This window comes from Pseudomonas serbiensis, assembly GCF_030580745.1.
GTDB classification, from domain to species: Bacteria; Pseudomonadota; Gammaproteobacteria; order Pseudomonadales; family Pseudomonadaceae; genus Aquipseudomonas; species Aquipseudomonas serbiensis.
In genome coordinates this window covers 151,595-168,679 of the sequence record NZ_JAUQOO010000001.1, presented here as the reverse complement: position 1 = coordinate 168,679, position 17,085 = coordinate 151,595, and the positions used below count along the sequence as shown (strand labels likewise).

Annotated in this window: 13 protein-coding genes; 7 read left to right on the top strand and 6 right to left on the bottom strand. The window is 56.1% G+C overall.

What is annotated here, in order from left to right:
* Positions 1 to 70 precede the first annotated feature (70 nt).
* The 7 genes from Q6A51_RS00790 to Q6A51_RS00760 all read left to right on the top strand — a co-directional run bounded on the left by Q6A51_RS00790 (position 71) and on the right by Q6A51_RS00760 (position 9,909).
* Positions 71 to 985 (top strand): formate/nitrite transporter family protein, encoded by a 915-nt coding sequence (locus tag Q6A51_RS00790; protein WP_201017717.1) that lies wholly within the window; start codon positions 71 to 73, stop codon positions 983 to 985.
* Between the two features lie 111 nt (positions 986 to 1,096).
* Positions 1,097 to 1,780 carry a response regulator transcription factor gene (locus tag Q6A51_RS00785; RefSeq protein ID WP_201017718.1) on the top strand — a complete coding sequence of 228 codons (684 nt, stop codon included), beginning with the start codon at positions 1,097 to 1,099 and terminating at the stop codon, positions 1,778 to 1,780.
* Positions 1,758 to 3,155: a sensor histidine kinase gene (locus tag Q6A51_RS00780; protein ID WP_304573884.1), complete on the top strand. Its 1,398-nt coding sequence runs from the start codon at positions 1,758 to 1,760 to the stop codon at positions 3,153 to 3,155. The genes Q6A51_RS00785 and Q6A51_RS00780 overlap by 23 nt, the downstream gene beginning before the upstream one ends.
* Before the next feature lie 494 nt (positions 3,156 to 3,649).
* Positions 3,650 to 4,519 carry an alpha/beta fold hydrolase gene (locus Q6A51_RS00775; RefSeq protein ID WP_201003112.1) on the top strand — a complete coding sequence of 290 codons (870 nt, stop codon included), beginning with the start codon at positions 3,650 to 3,652 and terminating at the stop codon, positions 4,517 to 4,519.
* Between the two features lie 64 nt (positions 4,520 to 4,583).
* On the top strand, positions 4,584 to 5,783 hold the full coding sequence (locus tag Q6A51_RS00770; RefSeq protein ID WP_304573883.1) for an efflux RND transporter periplasmic adaptor subunit: 1,200 nt from the start codon (positions 4,584 to 4,586) through the stop codon (positions 5,781 to 5,783).
* Positions 5,780 to 6,871, top strand: a complete 1,092-nt coding sequence (locus tag Q6A51_RS00765; protein WP_304573882.1) for an efflux RND transporter periplasmic adaptor subunit — start codon at positions 5,780 to 5,782, stop codon at positions 6,869 to 6,871. The genes Q6A51_RS00770 and Q6A51_RS00765 overlap by 4 nt, the downstream gene beginning before the upstream one ends.
* On the top strand, positions 6,868 to 9,909 hold the full coding sequence (locus tag Q6A51_RS00760; RefSeq protein WP_304573881.1) for an efflux RND transporter permease subunit: 3,042 nt from the start codon (positions 6,868 to 6,870) through the stop codon (positions 9,907 to 9,909). The genes Q6A51_RS00765 and Q6A51_RS00760 overlap by 4 nt, the downstream gene beginning before the upstream one ends.
* Positions 9,910 to 9,925: 16 nt before the next feature.
* Here the strand turns inward: Q6A51_RS00760 and Q6A51_RS00755 are convergent, their stop codons facing one another.
* The 6 genes from Q6A51_RS00755 to Q6A51_RS00730 form a co-directional block, all read right to left on the bottom strand.
* Positions 9,926 to 10,771, bottom strand: a complete 846-nt coding sequence (locus tag Q6A51_RS00755; protein WP_201017723.1) for an amidohydrolase family protein — start codon at positions 10,769 to 10,771, stop codon at positions 9,926 to 9,928.
* Positions 10,772 to 10,827: 56 nt separating this feature from the next.
* Positions 10,828 to 12,153, bottom strand: coding sequence for an MFS transporter (locus Q6A51_RS00750; RefSeq protein ID WP_304574093.1), 1,326 nt, complete (start codon positions 12,151 to 12,153; stop codon positions 10,828 to 10,830).
* 7 nt (positions 12,154 to 12,160) lie between these two features.
* A complete protein-coding gene (locus Q6A51_RS00745; RefSeq protein WP_201003123.1) occupies positions 12,161 to 12,892 on the bottom strand; it encodes a GntR family transcriptional regulator in 732 nt (243 codons plus the stop codon).
* 265 nt (positions 12,893 to 13,157) lie between these two features.
* A complete protein-coding gene (locus tag Q6A51_RS00740; RefSeq protein ID WP_304573880.1) occupies positions 13,158 to 13,565 on the bottom strand; it encodes a hypothetical protein in 408 nt (135 codons plus the stop codon).
* 184 nt (positions 13,566 to 13,749) lie between these two features.
* Positions 13,750 to 14,304 (bottom strand): hypothetical protein, encoded by a 555-nt coding sequence (locus Q6A51_RS00735; RefSeq protein WP_304573879.1) that lies wholly within the window; start codon positions 14,302 to 14,304, stop codon positions 13,750 to 13,752.
* Between the two features lie 13 nt (positions 14,305 to 14,317).
* A complete protein-coding gene (locus Q6A51_RS00730) occupies positions 14,318 to 17,074 on the bottom strand; it encodes an RHS repeat-associated core domain-containing protein (protein ID WP_304574092.1) in 2,757 nt (918 codons plus the stop codon).
* Positions 17,075 to 17,085 lie beyond the last annotated feature (11 nt).

Genomic DNA, 17,085 nt, shown 5'->3' with positions numbered 1-17,085 from the left:
AACAGGCGAACGAACGACCGCTGGTCCGTGTCTGAACCAACAGCCCCTCATGCGCAGGAAGTTGAGTTCCATGGACCAGTCCCCAGACGGCAAGACCCCAGGCTTGTCAGCCGAAGAACAACGCGAAATCGATGAAAACCAGCCGCCTCGTGCGGCGGTCCTGCATGAAACCATTCGCATCCAGGGCGACCATGAACTTGAGCGCAGTGCTGCGGCCCTGTGGTGGTCGGCGTTTGCGGCAGGCCTGACCATGGGGCTGTCGCTGATGGCCATGGGGCTTTTCAAGTCGCGGCTGGCGGATGTGGAAGCCAGCCATGTCATCGCCAGCCTCGGTTATTCGGCAGGCTTTCTGGCGGTGATCCTCGCTCGCCAGCAACTGTTCACGGAAAACACCCTTACCGCCGTACTGCCGGTCATGAGCAAGCTGACCCTTGGCAATGTCGCCAGACTGCTGCGGCTATGGACCATCGTCCTGGCGGGTAATCTGGCCGGTACCTTGCTGGTGGCCTACGTGATGCTGCATTTGCCGATTTTCGATGGCAAAACCGATCAGGCGTTTCTGGAGATCGGGCGCAAGATCATGGAAAACGACGTCAATCAGATGTTCTCCAAAGGCATCGTCTCCGGCTGGATGATTGCGACCATGGTCTGGATGATCGCCTCCATGGAGAACGCTAAGATAGCCATCATTGTGATGATCACTTACCTGATGGCCCTGGGTGATTTCACCCATATCGTCGTCGGCTCCGCAGAAGTCTCCTATCTGGTATTTGCAGGCGAAATTGCCTGGAAAGATTTCTGGCTGGTCTTCGCCGGCCCTACCCTGGCCGGCAATATCATCGGCGGCAGTTTCATTTTCGGACTGCTCAGCCATGCGCAGATCCGCAGTGAAAAGGACACGACTGCCAAATGGGAACGTGATCGCAAGAAACGCCAGGCCGAAGCCCTGGCCCGAAAAGAACAAAAGCGTACTGAAAGTACGTAGCCCGGCAACAGCAGATAACGACAATTGAAAGCTTCTTAAACTTTTATTCAGCAAACACCCGGGCATTAATAGGCAAACTACGGTTTTCCCGTATTTATTCAGGCAAAGATCATGACCAGAATCCTGGCAATCGAAGACGATGCTGTCACCGCAAGGGAAATCGTTGCGGAACTCAGCAGCCATGGCCTTGAAGTGGACTGGGTGGATAACGGTCGTGACGGATTCGCGCGGGCCGCGAGCGGCGACTATGACCTCATCACGCTGGATCGCATGCTGCCGGAAATGGACGGTCTGAGTATCGTCACCAACCTGCGCGCCCAGGGGATTGCCACCCCGATCCTGATGATCAGCGCGCTGTCGGATGTGGACGAGCGCGTCCGCGGCCTGCGGGCCGGGGGCGATGACTACCTGCCAAAACCTTTCGCCTCCGATGAAATGGCAGCGCGGGTTGAAGTATTACTGCGCCGCAGCAATCCTGTGGCGGCGGCCAAGACCGTGTTGCAGGTCGCAGACCTTGAATTGAACCTGATCAGCCGTGAAGCCTGCCGGGGCGGCAAGCCGCTCACCCTGCTGCCTACCGAATACAAACTGCTGGAATTTCTCATGCGCAACAGCGGGCAGATCATCACCCGCATGATGATTTTCCAGGAAGTCTGGGGTTATCACTTCGATCCGGGCACCAACCTGATCGATGTGCATATCGGCCGCCTGCGCAAGAAGATCGACCCGCCCGGCAACATACCGCTGATCCAGACTGTTCGGGGCTCCGGCTATGTCATTGCCGAACCCGTCTAAGGGCTGGCGTTCTTCAAGCAGCCGCCTGCTGGCGCTGTACAGTTTTCTGTTCGTGACCTGGAGCGGCATTCTGCTGGGCGTGCTGTATTGGGAGGTTACGTCCTATCTGGGCAACCTCGCCCGCCATTCGCTGATGCAGCGCCAGCAGTTGTTTGCCCGCTTTGAAGGCCATGAACTGGTGGATGCGCTGGCCACCAGCATGACCTTCGACATGCGCTCCGTGGATGCCTACGGCCTGTTCGATGCCAATCTGCAACCGCTGGCCGGGCCGATCCGGCAAATCCCCCCGAGCCTGCCGCTCGATGGCAGCATCCATCAACTGAGCAATTGCGTCGAATCCAATGACCCGGAACTGCCTAGCGACAGTTGCGATGCCATCGCGACGGAAACTCCCGATGGCCGCTGGCTGGTACTGGTACGTGACAACGGTTCCTTGTTCGCTGTCTCGACCCTGATCCTCAAGGCCCTGCTGTGGGGCATTTCCCTGACCATCATCCCCGGCGTGGCCGGCTGGCATTTACTGCGCCGCCGCCCTTTGCGCCGCATCCGCGCCATACAGGCCAGCGCGGAGTCGATCATTGCCGGCGACATGTCGGGACGCCTGCCGGTGTCCAACAAACGTGACGAACTGGACATGCTGGCAGTAATCGTCAACGCCATGCTCGACCGCATCGAAAAACTGATGAACGAGGTCAAGGGCGTCTGCGACAACATCGCCCATGACTTGCGCACCCCGCTGACCCGCATGCGCGCCCAGCTTTACCGCATCCAGCAGCAATCGGCGGACGATTCACCGCAAGCGGCTCAGATGGCGCAGGTAATTGCCGAAGCCGATACGCTGATGGCGCGTTTTCGCGGACTTTTACGTATTTCGGAAATAGAGGATCACCAAAGACGTTCGGCATTCGTTGAGCTGGATCTGCGTCCGCTCTTGCAGGAACTTCACGACTTTTACCTGCCACTTGCCGAAGAAGACGAGGTGTTACTGATTCTGCAACTCAATGAGCCATTACCGACGCTGGTCGGTGATCGGGCCTTGCTGTTTGAAGCTCTGGCCAACTTGCTGAGCAATGCAATCAAGTTCACACCGCCCGGCGGCACTGTCCTGATCAGCGCCTACAGCAAAGGCGTCGGCAACAGCCCTTGTATCGAGGTTCAGGACTCCGGCCCGGGTATCCCGCCCTCTGAACGTGAAGCGGTCTTCCAGCGCTTCTATCGTTGCGAAGACAACAACCAGCAAGGCGGCTTCGGCCTTGGCCTGTCGGTGGTTGCTGCCATCGTCAACCTGCACGGCTTCAACTTGCAGATCGGCACAAGCCAGTACGGAGGAGCCAGCATCATACTGGAGTGCCAACACGTTAATACCCTGGTATAAAGCAGGGCCTTCCCTCTATAAAAGCCGTACCGTGCCTGCATTTTGACGAAGATAAAGGCTCTAACCCGCGGCTAAAGACACTTCGCTGTAAATCTGGCGCACGCTGGCAAGTGCTAATTTGTAACAAATAATTTCAAAAAGTGACTTTGTTGGACCGATTCAGCAAGCACAAGTTCCACCCCATAGATGAGTTTTTCACGCTCGATAAGCTGCTTTTCACCGAATAATATCCCTTTGACATCACTCCCCGTCCTTCGTCCCTGAAAAGGGGGACCACAGCGCATTGACATTTTTATGGCGTCATCCACTTGTCGTTCTGGTGTGCTGTGCGTTATCAATAGCCACCGTGATTCACGTTCTTACCACACCGCACTACATAACAATAAAAACTCAATGGATTTCGCCACTAACCAGGCGAGGCTTTGGCATGGCCGCTAGAGCAGAGAAAACCGTATCAATTAGTAGGATCGACTTAGCCTGGGAGGCTTCTATTTATGGGCGCGCAATCAAAGATCGTAAGCGTTGGAGAGTTCAAGCTCTACACCGAAACCTATTGGAAAAGCAGTGCTGCAAAAACCATTCTGCTGATTAATGGTGCACTGTCCACTACCGGATCTTTTGGCCAGACGGTCAAGTATTTACAACCGCACTACAACCTCGTGTTATTCGACCTGCCGTTTGCAGGGCAGTCCCGTGAGCACAACCGCGACGACCTGATCGTGACCAAGGAAGATGAGGTCAAGATCCTTCTTCAGCTCATCGATCGTTTCCAGGTCAATTACCTGCTTTCGGTTTCCTGGGGCGGTGTATCGGCACTGCTGGCACTGGCCGAATCGCCACCGACTGTAGAAAAGGCGCTCATTTCCTCCTTCTCCCCGGTGCTGAACGAGCCAATGCTCGACTACATCGACAAGGCACAGATCTATCTGGCTGCCCGCGAAAAACGGAAAATCGGCTCCCTGCTCAACGATACCGTTGGCAAGTACCTGCCGCGCCTGTTCAAGCTTTATAACTACAAGCACCTGATCAGCCTTGCCGAGCACGAATACAAGCAGATCGACTTCCATATCAGCCAGATCCGCAAACTGAGCGCCAGCAACTATGTCGAGCGCTTTTCCTCGATCAAGATCCCGGTGCTGTTCATCAACGGCGACAAAGATGAATACACCACGGTCGAAGATGCCCGTAGTTTTTCAAACTACATCGCCCAGAGCAGCTTCAAGGTAGTCCCCGATACCGGGCACTTCCTGGACCTGGAGAGCAAGGCAGCCTGGCTGGCATCGCAAAAGAACGTGCTGGAGTTTTTCGGCACCGAGGAAACCAGCAGCCAGCACGTATGGCCTGACGCAACCGCTATTGCCTGAAACACCCGTGAAACGGTGATTCACCGGTGTTGGCTTATTCCACAAGGCAGTGGCTGTGTTGTTGATGACTATTAACCCTGAAACTCTTTTACGTTCGTTTTGCCGTGTTACCGGAAAAATCCGATCTTCGCACCACAGACCGTTTCTGAGCCGGCCCTGGCTGACCCTGGGGCTTCACTGTGTTCTGGCGCTCTCGATCAGTGCTTGTTCTGCCGGGAAACCTGCGGAAAAAGCACGGGTCCGGGTGGCGGTCCAGCAAGTGGCATCCAGTGATGTCGTGACCAGTGTCGTGCTCACAGGCGACATCCAGGCACGCAAAGTGACCGATCAGTCCTTTCGCGTGTCGGGCAAGCTTGTACAGCGGTTTGCGGATGTGGGGGATCGGGTGCGGGCCAATCAGGTATTAGCCAGACTGGACCCGCGTGAACAAAAGACCGACCTTGAGTCGGCAAATGCCGAAGTGGCAGCCCGGGAATCACGGTTGCGCCTTGCACAAAACAACTATCAGCGTCAGCAGACATTACTGCCCAAAGGTTATACCAATCTCAGTGAATACCAGCAGGCACTCTCCGCTCTGGAGAGTGCCCGCGGGGACCTGGCTTCGTTGAAAGCCCGTCAGGCCAATGCCCGTGATCAGGTCGGTTATACCGAACTGGTTGCGGTGGCCGATGGGGTCATCACCGCTCGCCATGCAGAAGAAGGCCAGGTGGTACAGGCCGCTACGCCCATTTTCAGCCTTGCCCATGATGGCGAACGTGAAGCGGTATTTGCCGCTTATGAGTCTTTACTGAGTTCCGACCAGCCTGGCGGTGCCGTGCTGGTCAGGACTCTAGGCCTGCCCGATATCGAAGTGCCTGGCAAGATCCGTGAAATCACCCCCATCGTATCCGCGTCCAGCGGTACGTTGAGGGTGCGGGTTTCCCTGCCGGACACCTCTCCAACGCTGGCGCTGGGAACCGTCGTCAGTGCCCGACTTCTTACCCATTCGCAACGGGCCTTCGCCCTTCCATGGTCCGCCTTGAGTCGTATCCACGGGCAGCCTGCCGTCTGGCTGCTGGACGACAAGTCACAGGTCAGGCTGGCCAGGGTGCAGGTGATGCGTTACGAACAAGGGCAGGTTGTCATCGCCTCCGGTTTATCGGATGGCGACAGGGTGGTTTCCAGAGGCGCTCAGTTCCTCTATCCCGGGCAAAAAGTCGATGTCGTTGAACACACAACCGACAGCGCATCGACCGCCGCCGTGTCATCGGAAAACACGCTATGAGTCTGACCGTAAAGACCTGCATACAGCTGTGGCTGTTTTGCGTGCTGATCATGTTTCTGGCGGGCTGTCGTGACAAGCCGGTTCGCGAGTTCATCGAGCGGCCTGTGCTGTTCACCGAGATCGTCGATCAGCGTAACGACTTGCATGGACGTTTCGCAGGCAGCATCCAGCCGCAATACGAAGTGGCTCTGGGGTTTCGTGTCGCCGGGCGCATCGCCAGCAGACACGCCGAAACCGGCCAGTTGGTGCGCAAGGGTGACCTGCTGGCCACGCTTGAGCCCAGCGATCAGCAGAACCGTTTACGTGCGCAACAGGCAGAGCTGAGCAAGGCCCAGGCCTCGTGGCAACAGATCCGCGATGAGCAGTTGCGCTACCAGCAACTGTTCGAGCGGGGTGTGGGCTCGCAAGCGCGTCTGGACCGGCTGAGCAGCGATTTGCGCAGCCAGGAAGCCATCCTGCATCAGGCACGGATTGCCTCAGAGCAGGCCAGCGACCAACTTTCCTACACGCGCCTGCTGGCCGAGTTCGACGGCGTCGTCACCGGCTGGCATGCCGAAGTCGGCCAGGTGATGGTCACCGGTCATTCCGTCGTCAGCCTGGCGCGTCCGGAAAGCCGCGAAGCCGTGGTGGACCTGCCAGTGGATCTGGCAACGAATCTGGATCAGGACATGCAGATCAAGGTGGTTTCCCAGCTGAACGAACAGGTGTTCGTCAGCGCTCAGGTTCGCCAGTTATCCCCGCAGATCGATACCGCCACCCGCACCCAGCGTGTGCGCCTGACCTTGCAGCAGATTCCGGACAGTTTCCGTCTGGGTTCGACAGTCAGCGTAGAAATCAGCAGCAACGTGCCCGCCTTCCGCGAACTGCCCGATACCGCACTGCAAGAACACAACGGTCAGGCGCAGGTATGGGTCATTGACCCGCAGACTGCAACCCTGAACCCGCGCACCGTGCAGGTACTGACACGTCATGGCTCTTCTGTGCGTGTCAGCGGCGAATTGCATGACGGCGACAAAGTGGTGATCGCTGGTGTGAACAGCCTGAGGCCTGGGCAGAAAATCCGTGTCGAACGAGAGGTCAGTTTGTGAGAGAGCGCTTCAATCTGTCTGCCTGGGGCCTCAAGCATCGCACACTGGTCTGGTACATGATGTTCGTTTCCCTCTTGATGGGAAGCATGTCGTTCTTCAATCTGGGCCGCGAGGAAGATCCGTCTTTCGCCATCAAGACCATGGTAATCCAGGCCCGCTGGCCAGGCGCGACCCTGCCCGACACTTTGCAGCAGGTGACCGACCGCCTGGAAAAGAAACTCGAAGAAATCGATGCACTGGACTACGTGCGCAGCTACACGCTGGCAGGCGAATCGACGATCTTCGTATTCCTCAAGAGTGAAACCCGCAGCGCCGACATTCCTGCCGCCTGGTATCAGGTGCGCAAGAAAATCATGGACGTGCGCGGCGAGCTGCCCAGCGGTATCCAAGGGCCGGCCTTCAACGACGAATTCGGCGACGTGTTCGGCAGCATTTATGCCTTTACTGCCGATGGCCTGTCGTTCCGTCAGTTGCGCGACTATGTCGAGCAGGTTCGAGCGGATATCCGCAGCGTGCCGAACCTGGGCAAGATCGAACTGCTCGGCGCCCAGCGCGAAGTCATCTATCTGAACTTCTCGATACGCAAGCTGGCCGCGCTGGGCATCGACCAGCGTCAGGTACTACAGAGCCTGCAAGCGCAGAACTCGGTCACACCTGCCGGCGTCATGGAAGCCGGCCCCGAACGTATCGCCGTGCGTACCAGCGGCCAGTTCACCAACGAGCAGGACCTGCTGGCGGTGAACCTGCGCTTTGGCGACCGCTTCTTTCGCCTGAGCGATCTGGCGACGGTGGAGCGTCGCTATGCAGACCCGCCCTCCTCGCTTTTCCGCTTCAACGGCCAGCCTGCCATCGGGCTGGCAGTGGCGATGAAGCAAGGCGGCAATATTCAGGAGTTCGGCAACCGCCTGCAGCAGCGTATCGATGAACTGACCGGCGAACTGCCGCTGGGTATCGATGTGCATCTGGTGTCCAGCCAGGCCGATGTGGTCGACAAGGCCATCGGCGGTTTCACCCGCGCATTGTTCGAGGCGATCCTGATCGTGCTGGTGGTGAGTTTCATCAGCCTGGGTATCCGCGCCGGGCTGGTGGTGGCCTGTTCGATTCCGCTGGTACTGGCGCTGGTGTTTGTCTTCATGGAATACAGCGGCATCACCATGCAGCGTATTTCACTCGGGGCCTTGATCATTGCCCTGGGGCTGCTGGTGGATGACGCGATGATCACCGTGGAGATGATGGTCACCCGGCTTGAAGGCGGAGACTCCTTGCAGCAGGCTGCAACCTTTGCCTACACCTCGACCGCCTTTCCGATGTTGACCGGCACATTGGTGACCGTCGCCGGTTTCGTACCCATTGGCCTGAACTCCAGTTCGGCGGGTGAATACGTCTTCACCATGTTTGCCGTGATTGCCGTTGCCCTGCTGCTGTCATGGCTGGTAGCGGTGTTGTTCGCGCCGCTGATCGGCATCTATATCCTGAAGAAACCCGAAGGCCATCAGGCACATGACAGTGCCTGGATGCGAGCCTTCCAGCGTGTGCTGCTGCAGGCTCTCAAGCATCGTTGGTGGGTGATCGGCATCACGGCCGTGGCCTTTGTCGGGGCGCTGTTTGCGGGCAAGCTGCTGCAAAACCAGTTTTTCCCCGACTCCGATCGCCCGGAAATTCTGGTGGATATCTACATGCCGCAGAACGGCTCGATCGAAGGCACACGCCAGACCATGGACCGCTTCGAGGCCACGCTCAAGGACGATCCGGACATCCTGCGCTGGAGTTCCTATGTGGGCAAAGGTGCCGTGCGTTTCTATCTGCCGCTGGACCAGCAGTTGAACAACCCTTTCTATGGGCAACTGGTGATTGTCAGCCGTGGCGGCGAAGGCCGTGACCGCCTGATCGAACGTCTGCGCCAACGCTTTCGCGATGATTTTGTCGGCGTGGGCGGCTACGTCCAGCTCCTGAACATGGGGCCGCCCGTGGGCTGGCCGGTGCAATACCGGGTCAGCGGCCCGGACATCGAGCAGGTTCGCAGCAACGCCATGGCCCTGGCTGCCATTCTGGATGCCAACCCCAATATCGGGCAGGTCATCTATGACTGGAACGAACCGGGCAAGGTACTCAAGATCCATATCGCCCAGGACAAGGTGCGTCAGTTCGGCCTGTCATCCGAAGACGTCGCGCAGATCCTCAATAGCCTGGTCACGGGCACCAGCATCACTCAGGTGCGGGATGACACTTACCTGATCGACCTGATCGGCCGTGCCGAAGATCAGGAGCGCAGTTCGCTGCAAACCCTGAGCAGCCTGCAGATCCCGACACCCAACGGCGCCACAGTGCCACTGATGGCATTTGCCACCCTGAGTTACGAACAGGAGCAGCCACTGGTCTGGCGTCGTGACCGCCTGCCGACCATCACGCTGAAGGCCAACGTCATCGGGCATCTGCAACCGGCGGCGCTGGTCAAGCAGTTGCAGCCGCAGGTCAAGGCATTCACCGATGCGCTGCCGGTACGCTACTCCGTAGCCACCGGTGGCGCGGTAGAAGCCAGCGCCCGTTCGCAAGGGCCGATCCTCAAAGTGGTGCCGCTGATGCTGTTACTGGTCGCAACCTTTCTGATGATCCAGCTGCATAGCGTGAAAAAACTGCTGCTGGTGGTCAGTGTCGTGCCGCTGGGCCTGATCGGCGTGGTCGCCGCGCTACTGTTGACGGGGTATCCGCTGGGCTTTGTGGCCATTCTCGGGATATTGGCGCTGATCGGCATCATCATCCGCAACTCGGTGATTCTGGTGACGCAAATCGATGAGTTCATGGCAGCGGGTGAAGATGCCTGGAATGCGGTGGTCAAGGCCACCGAGCACCGCTGCCGACCGATTCTGTTGACTGCCGCTGCGGCCAGCCTGGGGATGATCCCCATTGCCCGTGAGGTTTTCTGGGGACCGATGGCCTACGCCATGATCGGCGGTATTGCGATAGCCACCGTGTTGACGCTGTTCTTCCTGCCAGCCTTGTACATGGTCTGCTACCGGATCCAGGCACCCAAAAGCTGATAGGAAAACTCTCGGCTCAGAGCTCGACCGTGGAGAAATCGAACAACGCCTGCGCGGCCTCGACCAGCATGCTCTGCTTGATCGGGGCCGGGCAGTCGAGGCTGCGGAACTGCTCGACCACTGTTGCGTAACTGACGTGATGCTCATGCTGGGTATGCGGCCAGTCGCTGCCCCACACCAGACGACGCGCACCGAAAGCCTGAATCAGCAAAGGCAACGCGGCATTGGCGAAGTCCATGTTCTGCTCATCATTGCCGCCCAGACGATAGATGGCAGAAACCTTCATCCAGATCTGCCCGCTCAGGCCCAGCTCCAGCAAGGCCTGAAAGGCCGGATCATCGACACCCAGACGCGCATCGGGCCGGCCGAAATGATCGACCACGATCTTGCAGCCAAACGGCAGCAGATCGCGGATCAGCCCCGGAAGATCGGCTACATGGCGATGCAACTCAATATGCCATCCCAGTGCCCAGACATTCTTGAACAGATCTCGCCAGCCAGGCTCGCTGAAATCCGGCAGAGGCTTGCCCATCAGGTTCAGACGAATACCGACAACACCCTGATCGCTCATGCGCTGTAACGCTGAACGGCTGATTGTGTTGTCCACCACCGCAACACCGCGCAGTTGTCCCGGCGCATGGGCAATGGCATCAAGCAGGTATTGATTGTCAGTGCCCAGAAAGCTGGGCTGCACCAGCACACCATGGCTCAGGCCATGCTCACGCAAGTGCGTCAGATAAGACTGCAGAGTGGCTTCGTAATCGGGGGTATAACGTCGACCCGAAGTCAGGCTCAAGCCGCTGCCGAAGACATGGGCATGGCCATCGATACCGAGAATCGGCGAAGTACAGGGGTCAGTCATGGAACTCATCTACGAAGTGAGCGCGGTGCCGTGACACCGCGCAGATAATGGCCAGATCAAGCCTGCTGTGGCGCGCCCTTGTCGGTGGCATCCGCCGTCACAGGCGCGCCCTCCAGAGTGCGTCCACGGGTTTCCGGCAAGCACAGCGCGGCAAGCATTGCCACGCCGTAGGCAATACCGGCATCGATACCGATAGCGGTGCCCAGCGACATCGACTCACTCATGTGCCCGACCAGGAACGGGAAGACTGCCGACAGCACGCGGCCGAAGTTGTAGCAGAAACCGACCCCTGCCCCGCGCACATCCGCCGGGTACAGTTCATTGAAGAACGAGCCGAGACTGGCCGGAATGCCTGCCGCGAAGAAACCCAGCGGGAAGCCCAGGAACAGCATTTGCGTATTGGTCAGCGGCAACATCAGGTAGCACTGCACAGTAATCACGCAGCACAGAGCGAACAGCACGATATTCTTGCGGCGGCCGATACGATCGATCAGCATGCCGCTGGTGATGCAGCCACACCAGAAAGCGAAAATGATCACTGCCAGATAGCCACCGGAACTCAGCACCGAGAGGTTGCGTTCAGTCTTGAGGAAAGTCGGCAGCCAGGTCATCACCGCATGGTAGCCGCCATGGGCCCCCAGCCCCAACAGACCGCCCAGCAACGTCACACGCACCAGCTCAGGACGGAAAATGCCCGCCATGGATTTGAAGAAATTGCCCGGCGGGGTCTTTTCCTTCTGCATGCGCTGATAGCTGTCCGGCTCTTCAACGTTGCGGCGCACCCAGATGATCAGCAAGGCAGGCAGCAGACCGATGCCGAACATCACCCGCCAGGCAATATCCTGCGGCACGAACGAATAGATCAGGGTAAACAGCAGCACCGCCATGCCCCAACCCACGGCCCAGGCACTTTGTACAGTGCCCATCACCTTGCCGCGGTACTTGGACTGAATGGTTTCGGCCATCAGCACAGCACCCGCCGCCCACTCACCACCGATGCCGAAACCTTGCATGGCCTTGACGATCAGCAACTGGTTGAAGCCGGTCACGAACGCCGACAGGAAGGTAAAAAACGAGAACCACAGAATCATCAACTGCAAGGTACGAACCCGACCATAACGGTCAGACAAAGTACCGCCTACCCAGCCGCCCAATGCCGAAGTCACCAGGGTCACGGCACTGATCATGCCCGCATCGCCCTTGCTCAAGGCAAAAGCGGCGATCAGCGCCGGAATCGCCAGACCGAACATCTGAACTTCCAATGCATCCAGCGACCATCCGCCGAAACAGGCCCAAAACGTCTTGCGTTCCCGTGGTGTGACTTCGCGATACCAACTGAACATGCGCAATATCCTTATGAAGCGTGCAGTGAATGACGAGATTGAAGACTCAGCGAATTTCTACGCTGTAACGGAAATGGCTGGCATGCCCACGCGAGCGGCGCCACTCCAGCGGCTCACCGGCGTAATTGCGTGCCAGGCGCTCGATCACCACGACCGGGCTGCCGGTCTGAACCTGAAGCATGCGGGCATACACATCGCTGACCGACTCGGCAGTCAGGGTTTCCTCGGCATACGCCACGACCTGGCCGCACAGCTCTTCATAGATCGGATAGAGCAAAGGCCCCTGAGCATTCAGATCGACCTCCAGCAGTGCCTGAAACTGAACCCGAGGCAGCCAGATTTCTTCGGTGAGGACCGGCTGAGCATCCAGCAGCCTCAGACGAATCATGCGAATCACCGGCGCATCCGGGATCAACCCCAGCGCATGACTGACCGCCGAAGGCGCAGTAACCGGCTCGACAGACAGAATCCGGCTTTGCGGAACCTGACGCACACCGGACTCGGTCTGGAAACGGAAGAAGCGAAACAGCGAAGACTGAAACTGAGCACGTCGAATGAAGGTGCCACGACCTTGCTGACGCTCAAGGATGTTGTCATTGACCAGCATGTCGATGGCTTTGCGCACCGTGCCGGTCGACAGGCAATACTCGGCGGAAAGCGCCGCCTCGGTAGGAATCGCCTCACCTGGACGCCAGCGGTTATTGGCGATCTGCTCAGCCAGACAATCGCGCAGACGTTGGTAAAGCGGAAGGCGTTCATCACTTGAAAGCTTATTCATTCCCTGATTCATCCAGTCATATATATGAATATGGACAGTATTCATCTGTTACAAATGAACGTCAAGGATTTGATGGACAGATTGCCATCATTGGCGTTCCGCCGCGTGACGACCTACCTTGGCTTTGTACGAAATGCTCTTGTGTGGAGGTGAGGCAAGGCAGAGCAGGCGACGATCAGGATGAGCAGGCTACAAAAATCACTCACAGCGCTTCATCTCAAGCAAAGCAAGCATCATGTTATAGGGCACTTGCATATCCACCCTATCAGGAGCCATAGACATCAAGCGCCAAATCAATATTCAGCTCACCCAACTTCCTCAGCAAGGCGCTCTCAAAAACGCCCCCCGTATTACCTGGCGAGTCCCAACCGATGAAAAGCTCGGATCTACCTCCGCTATCAGCAACCCAGTCAAACGTAGACTTATACTTGAAAAGATCAGCTATCGTCTCCTCCAGAAACTCATGAAATTCAACACTCTGCCTGCCCGCCAACTTGAAAGAGCAATAGCTTCTATCGTAAACACCACCAAGCACACGTCCGTCCGGTGTTTTTCTTAAATCGCCCATTTTATATTTCCACTTGGGAACACACTGGAGCTGCTGGCAAATGATATCCGGGTCAATATTCAAGCTGAAAAAACGCAGAGAAACTGAAAAGACAAAGGAGTGCATATATTTATACCCTATAGACCAATTAGCCACTCTTACAAATGCATTTCATACACGACCGCAGACAATATTAACTTTTGAAAAACCACATCAACCCACACCAAAAACTCGCTGATATTCATAGCTGCCATGCGATCAAGCACAGCAGCCATGAAGCACCTAAAACTCCAAAATCAAAAAAACACGCTCAAGCATTAGGGTACCAATGAATAAACCCCTCTCCATCATAAGCACCGACCACAACCTCTACGACAACTAGTGGATCTATGATCTTACGAGAGCCAAGAAATTCATGGACAGCATCAATACTGCTCCCCTCTATAATCACAGCTAAAAAATGCCAAGAAACCCCAGCCATTTTTACATACTTATCGATAATATTTTCGTCGAGACCTTCAGCACTTAAAACATGACAAACCTTATCCCCAACGAGCAGCCCAAAAGCAGATCCAGCCATCTCTTCGGGGCCAGCCATAACGTCATCAATTATCAAAAATCTGCCAGATTTTTCTTGCAAACTTCCTAGTAGTCGACCACCTACAGAGGTATCTCTCCCTTTTCCAAACCCCCAAGAGAAATCAACTATTTTATCTACACTCACTTCACCTGGAGGCACAGTAAAAAACCTGCCTCCCTCTCTATTAAACACTGGCTTTACCAAAGCACTCAAACAACTATCCACCTCAAGAACTTTGTTTATGTGCGAAATCGCCAAGCTTTTCAGCGGTTCCAAAATATCCATAAATACCTCCGTATTATTTTGGCGTAATAGTACCATCAGGACCGATTCTGTAACCGCCTGAAGCCCTATCATTAAAGTCCCAGTGAGCGCCTATATCACCACCATGATCAAGATCTGGATGCAAGCTTTCAGGACCATTCGGATTTTTATAACCCCCCTTGCTTCCACCCTGTGGTAATTGTCCCTTCCAAGGCCATGCGACTCCATCAGAATCAACAGGACATTGCTCTGGCTTTTCAAAGTCAAAGTCAGGAATTTTATCTGGAAGATCTATTGGGAGGGCTGGACCATCAGTGCTTTCGCTTTTGGTCCACTGAGCGATCTGGTCTGCAAGCACAAAAGTTGCGATAAGACCTATTCCGCCCCCCACAACGGTCCCTAATCCTGGAAGCACCAACGTGCCTAACTCAGCACCTACAACTCCACCAGCGATGGGCGTTGTACCAGTTGAGTCAAAAAACCTTATTGGGTTTCCGCCGGTATAACCATAAGTGTTAATTCCGCCTTCTAACCCAATCGGATCACTCTGCACATACCGCCCGGTTTCCGGATTGTAATCCCGGTAATAGTTGTAATTCAGCTGCGTCTGAGCGTCATAAATCTGCCCCGGAAAACGCAGTGCTACGCTGGTCGCCACGCCATCGCCGTCAACATCTTCATCAGGCTTGCCGACCCCGTAGGCATCACTGTTCCAGCGCCATTGCAAAGCCTGTGTGCTGTCGGTTGCCAGTCGTGGAGTATTCAGGTGATCTGAATGCAGGTAAACCAGTTTGCTGCTGCTCACTTCTCCCAACGATGAGAAATTGGCCGTCAACTGGGCAAGAGGCATGTCATCCAGCCAGAACCAGTATTGGCCGCTGGTTTTCAAGCCGTTTGCATCGTAAAAAGTCTGGCCAATGAGCTTGCCATTCGGATCATACAAATATGTCGTTGTACCAATGAGCGCTTGGCTACCCATCTCGTAGACACGCTTGCTGACACGCTGACCCAAAGCGTTGTATTTGTATTCAGCAATCTGATAGATGCTGGCCTGGTGGACCTGACTCAGACGCCCTTGACTGTCATAGGTAAGTCGCAATCCGTTGACCTGTGTATGGTTGCCGGATACATCCACAGGGGCCGTAGCGCCATTGATGCTGGTCAGTCGATTGCTGTCGCTGGCATAGACTAGCGTCTGGGTTTCAGTGGTGCTGCTACTGGCCAGATTACTGGTAGTGCGCCGTGTGCGGTTGCCGGTCGCATCGAGGGTATAGGCTTTTTTGATCGTACTGTTCTGCTCCTGAGTCAGACGACTCAGGGCATCGTACTCGTACTGCACCGCCCCCCAGAGGCTATTGGTCGTCGAACTGATGTTGCTGTCAGCGTCATAGCCATAAGTCGTTTGCCAGTTACCAACTTGTTGCTGTGTCAGTTGATAGTCCTGATCGTAGGTTTTCGACAGCAGGATGCCGTTACCCCAGGTCAAGGTTCTGACAGGGCCAAAGGGTTGGTAAGCGATATTGCTGGCCAGGGTGACGGTTTTACCTGCCACTGTCAGTTGTATACCTGCTACCTGCCCGGCGGTATTTCGGGTGTACGTCACACCAATACTGGACGGATAACCCATCTTTACAAGATTACCGGCCGCGTCGTAGCCATACGTCAGAGTTTCGTTATAGCTACCGCTGTTGACAGCTACCGAACGCTGCTGCCCGGCCAGTTTGCCTTGAACATCGTAGGAGTAACTCAACAGCCCGGCGCTGTCCTGGATGCCCGTACGGCGACCAATGCCGTAATTGCCGCCAGTGGCCTGGTCGTAGAGAAACTTGACGTTCAATGCTGGTGTGGACGGGTAGCTTTTGGTGATCAGCCGATTTAGCGCATCGTAGGTGTACTCGGTCACAACACCTCGTGCATCCGTGCTGCGAATCAGGTTATTGGCCTCATCGTAGACAAAGGCGCTGGTCCCGGTGTCCGGGCTGACCGTCTTGAGCAAGTTGCCTTGGCCGTCATAGGCATACTGGGTCGTTACACCGCGAGGGTCTACAACCTGAGTGACCCGATCATCAGCGTTGTAAGCCAATGAAGTAGAACCTTGAAGCGGGTCGACAATCTTGATGACACGGTTCAAGGCATCAAAAGACTGTTGGGTCTTGTTGCTTCGCGCCGAGGTATCAGTAGACAGGTTGTCGTTCAGGTCATAGCTATAACGTCGAGTCTGGTTGGCAGCACCCACAACCTGAACCAGGCGACCCAATTCATCGAATGCACGCCGTTGCTGGCGAACTACAGTTCCGCTGCTGTTTTTGGTAACTTCGGCAGTGCGGTTGCCCATTTTATCCAGTGTATAAGTAAGACTCTCACCGAGAATATTACGGACGCCCGTCAAACGTCGGGCACTATCGTAACTGTACTCAACCCAATTACCGTTACCACCGGTCACTTTAATGACATCGCCTACGGCATTGTAATCAAATCGAGTGGTACTGCTGCCGAGCGTCGTGCTCGCCAATAGACCATTCGTTGTATATGACAGCGTTGTCACCGCCCCATTGGGGTCAGTAATTTTTTGTGGGTTACCTTGGAGATCATAACTGGTCAGCCTCGTCACATGCCCAAGCGCATTGGTCACCGAGGCCAGATTACCCTGAGCATCATAGGTAAAACGGGTTATATCATTTAAATCGGTACGAGGTCCGTTGACCGTTTCCAGTTGGCCCAGTGATGTATAACTGTAATCCGTCGCGACGGCCAACGCCCTATCAGACAGAGTGACGACAGCCAAAGCCACCCACAACGACG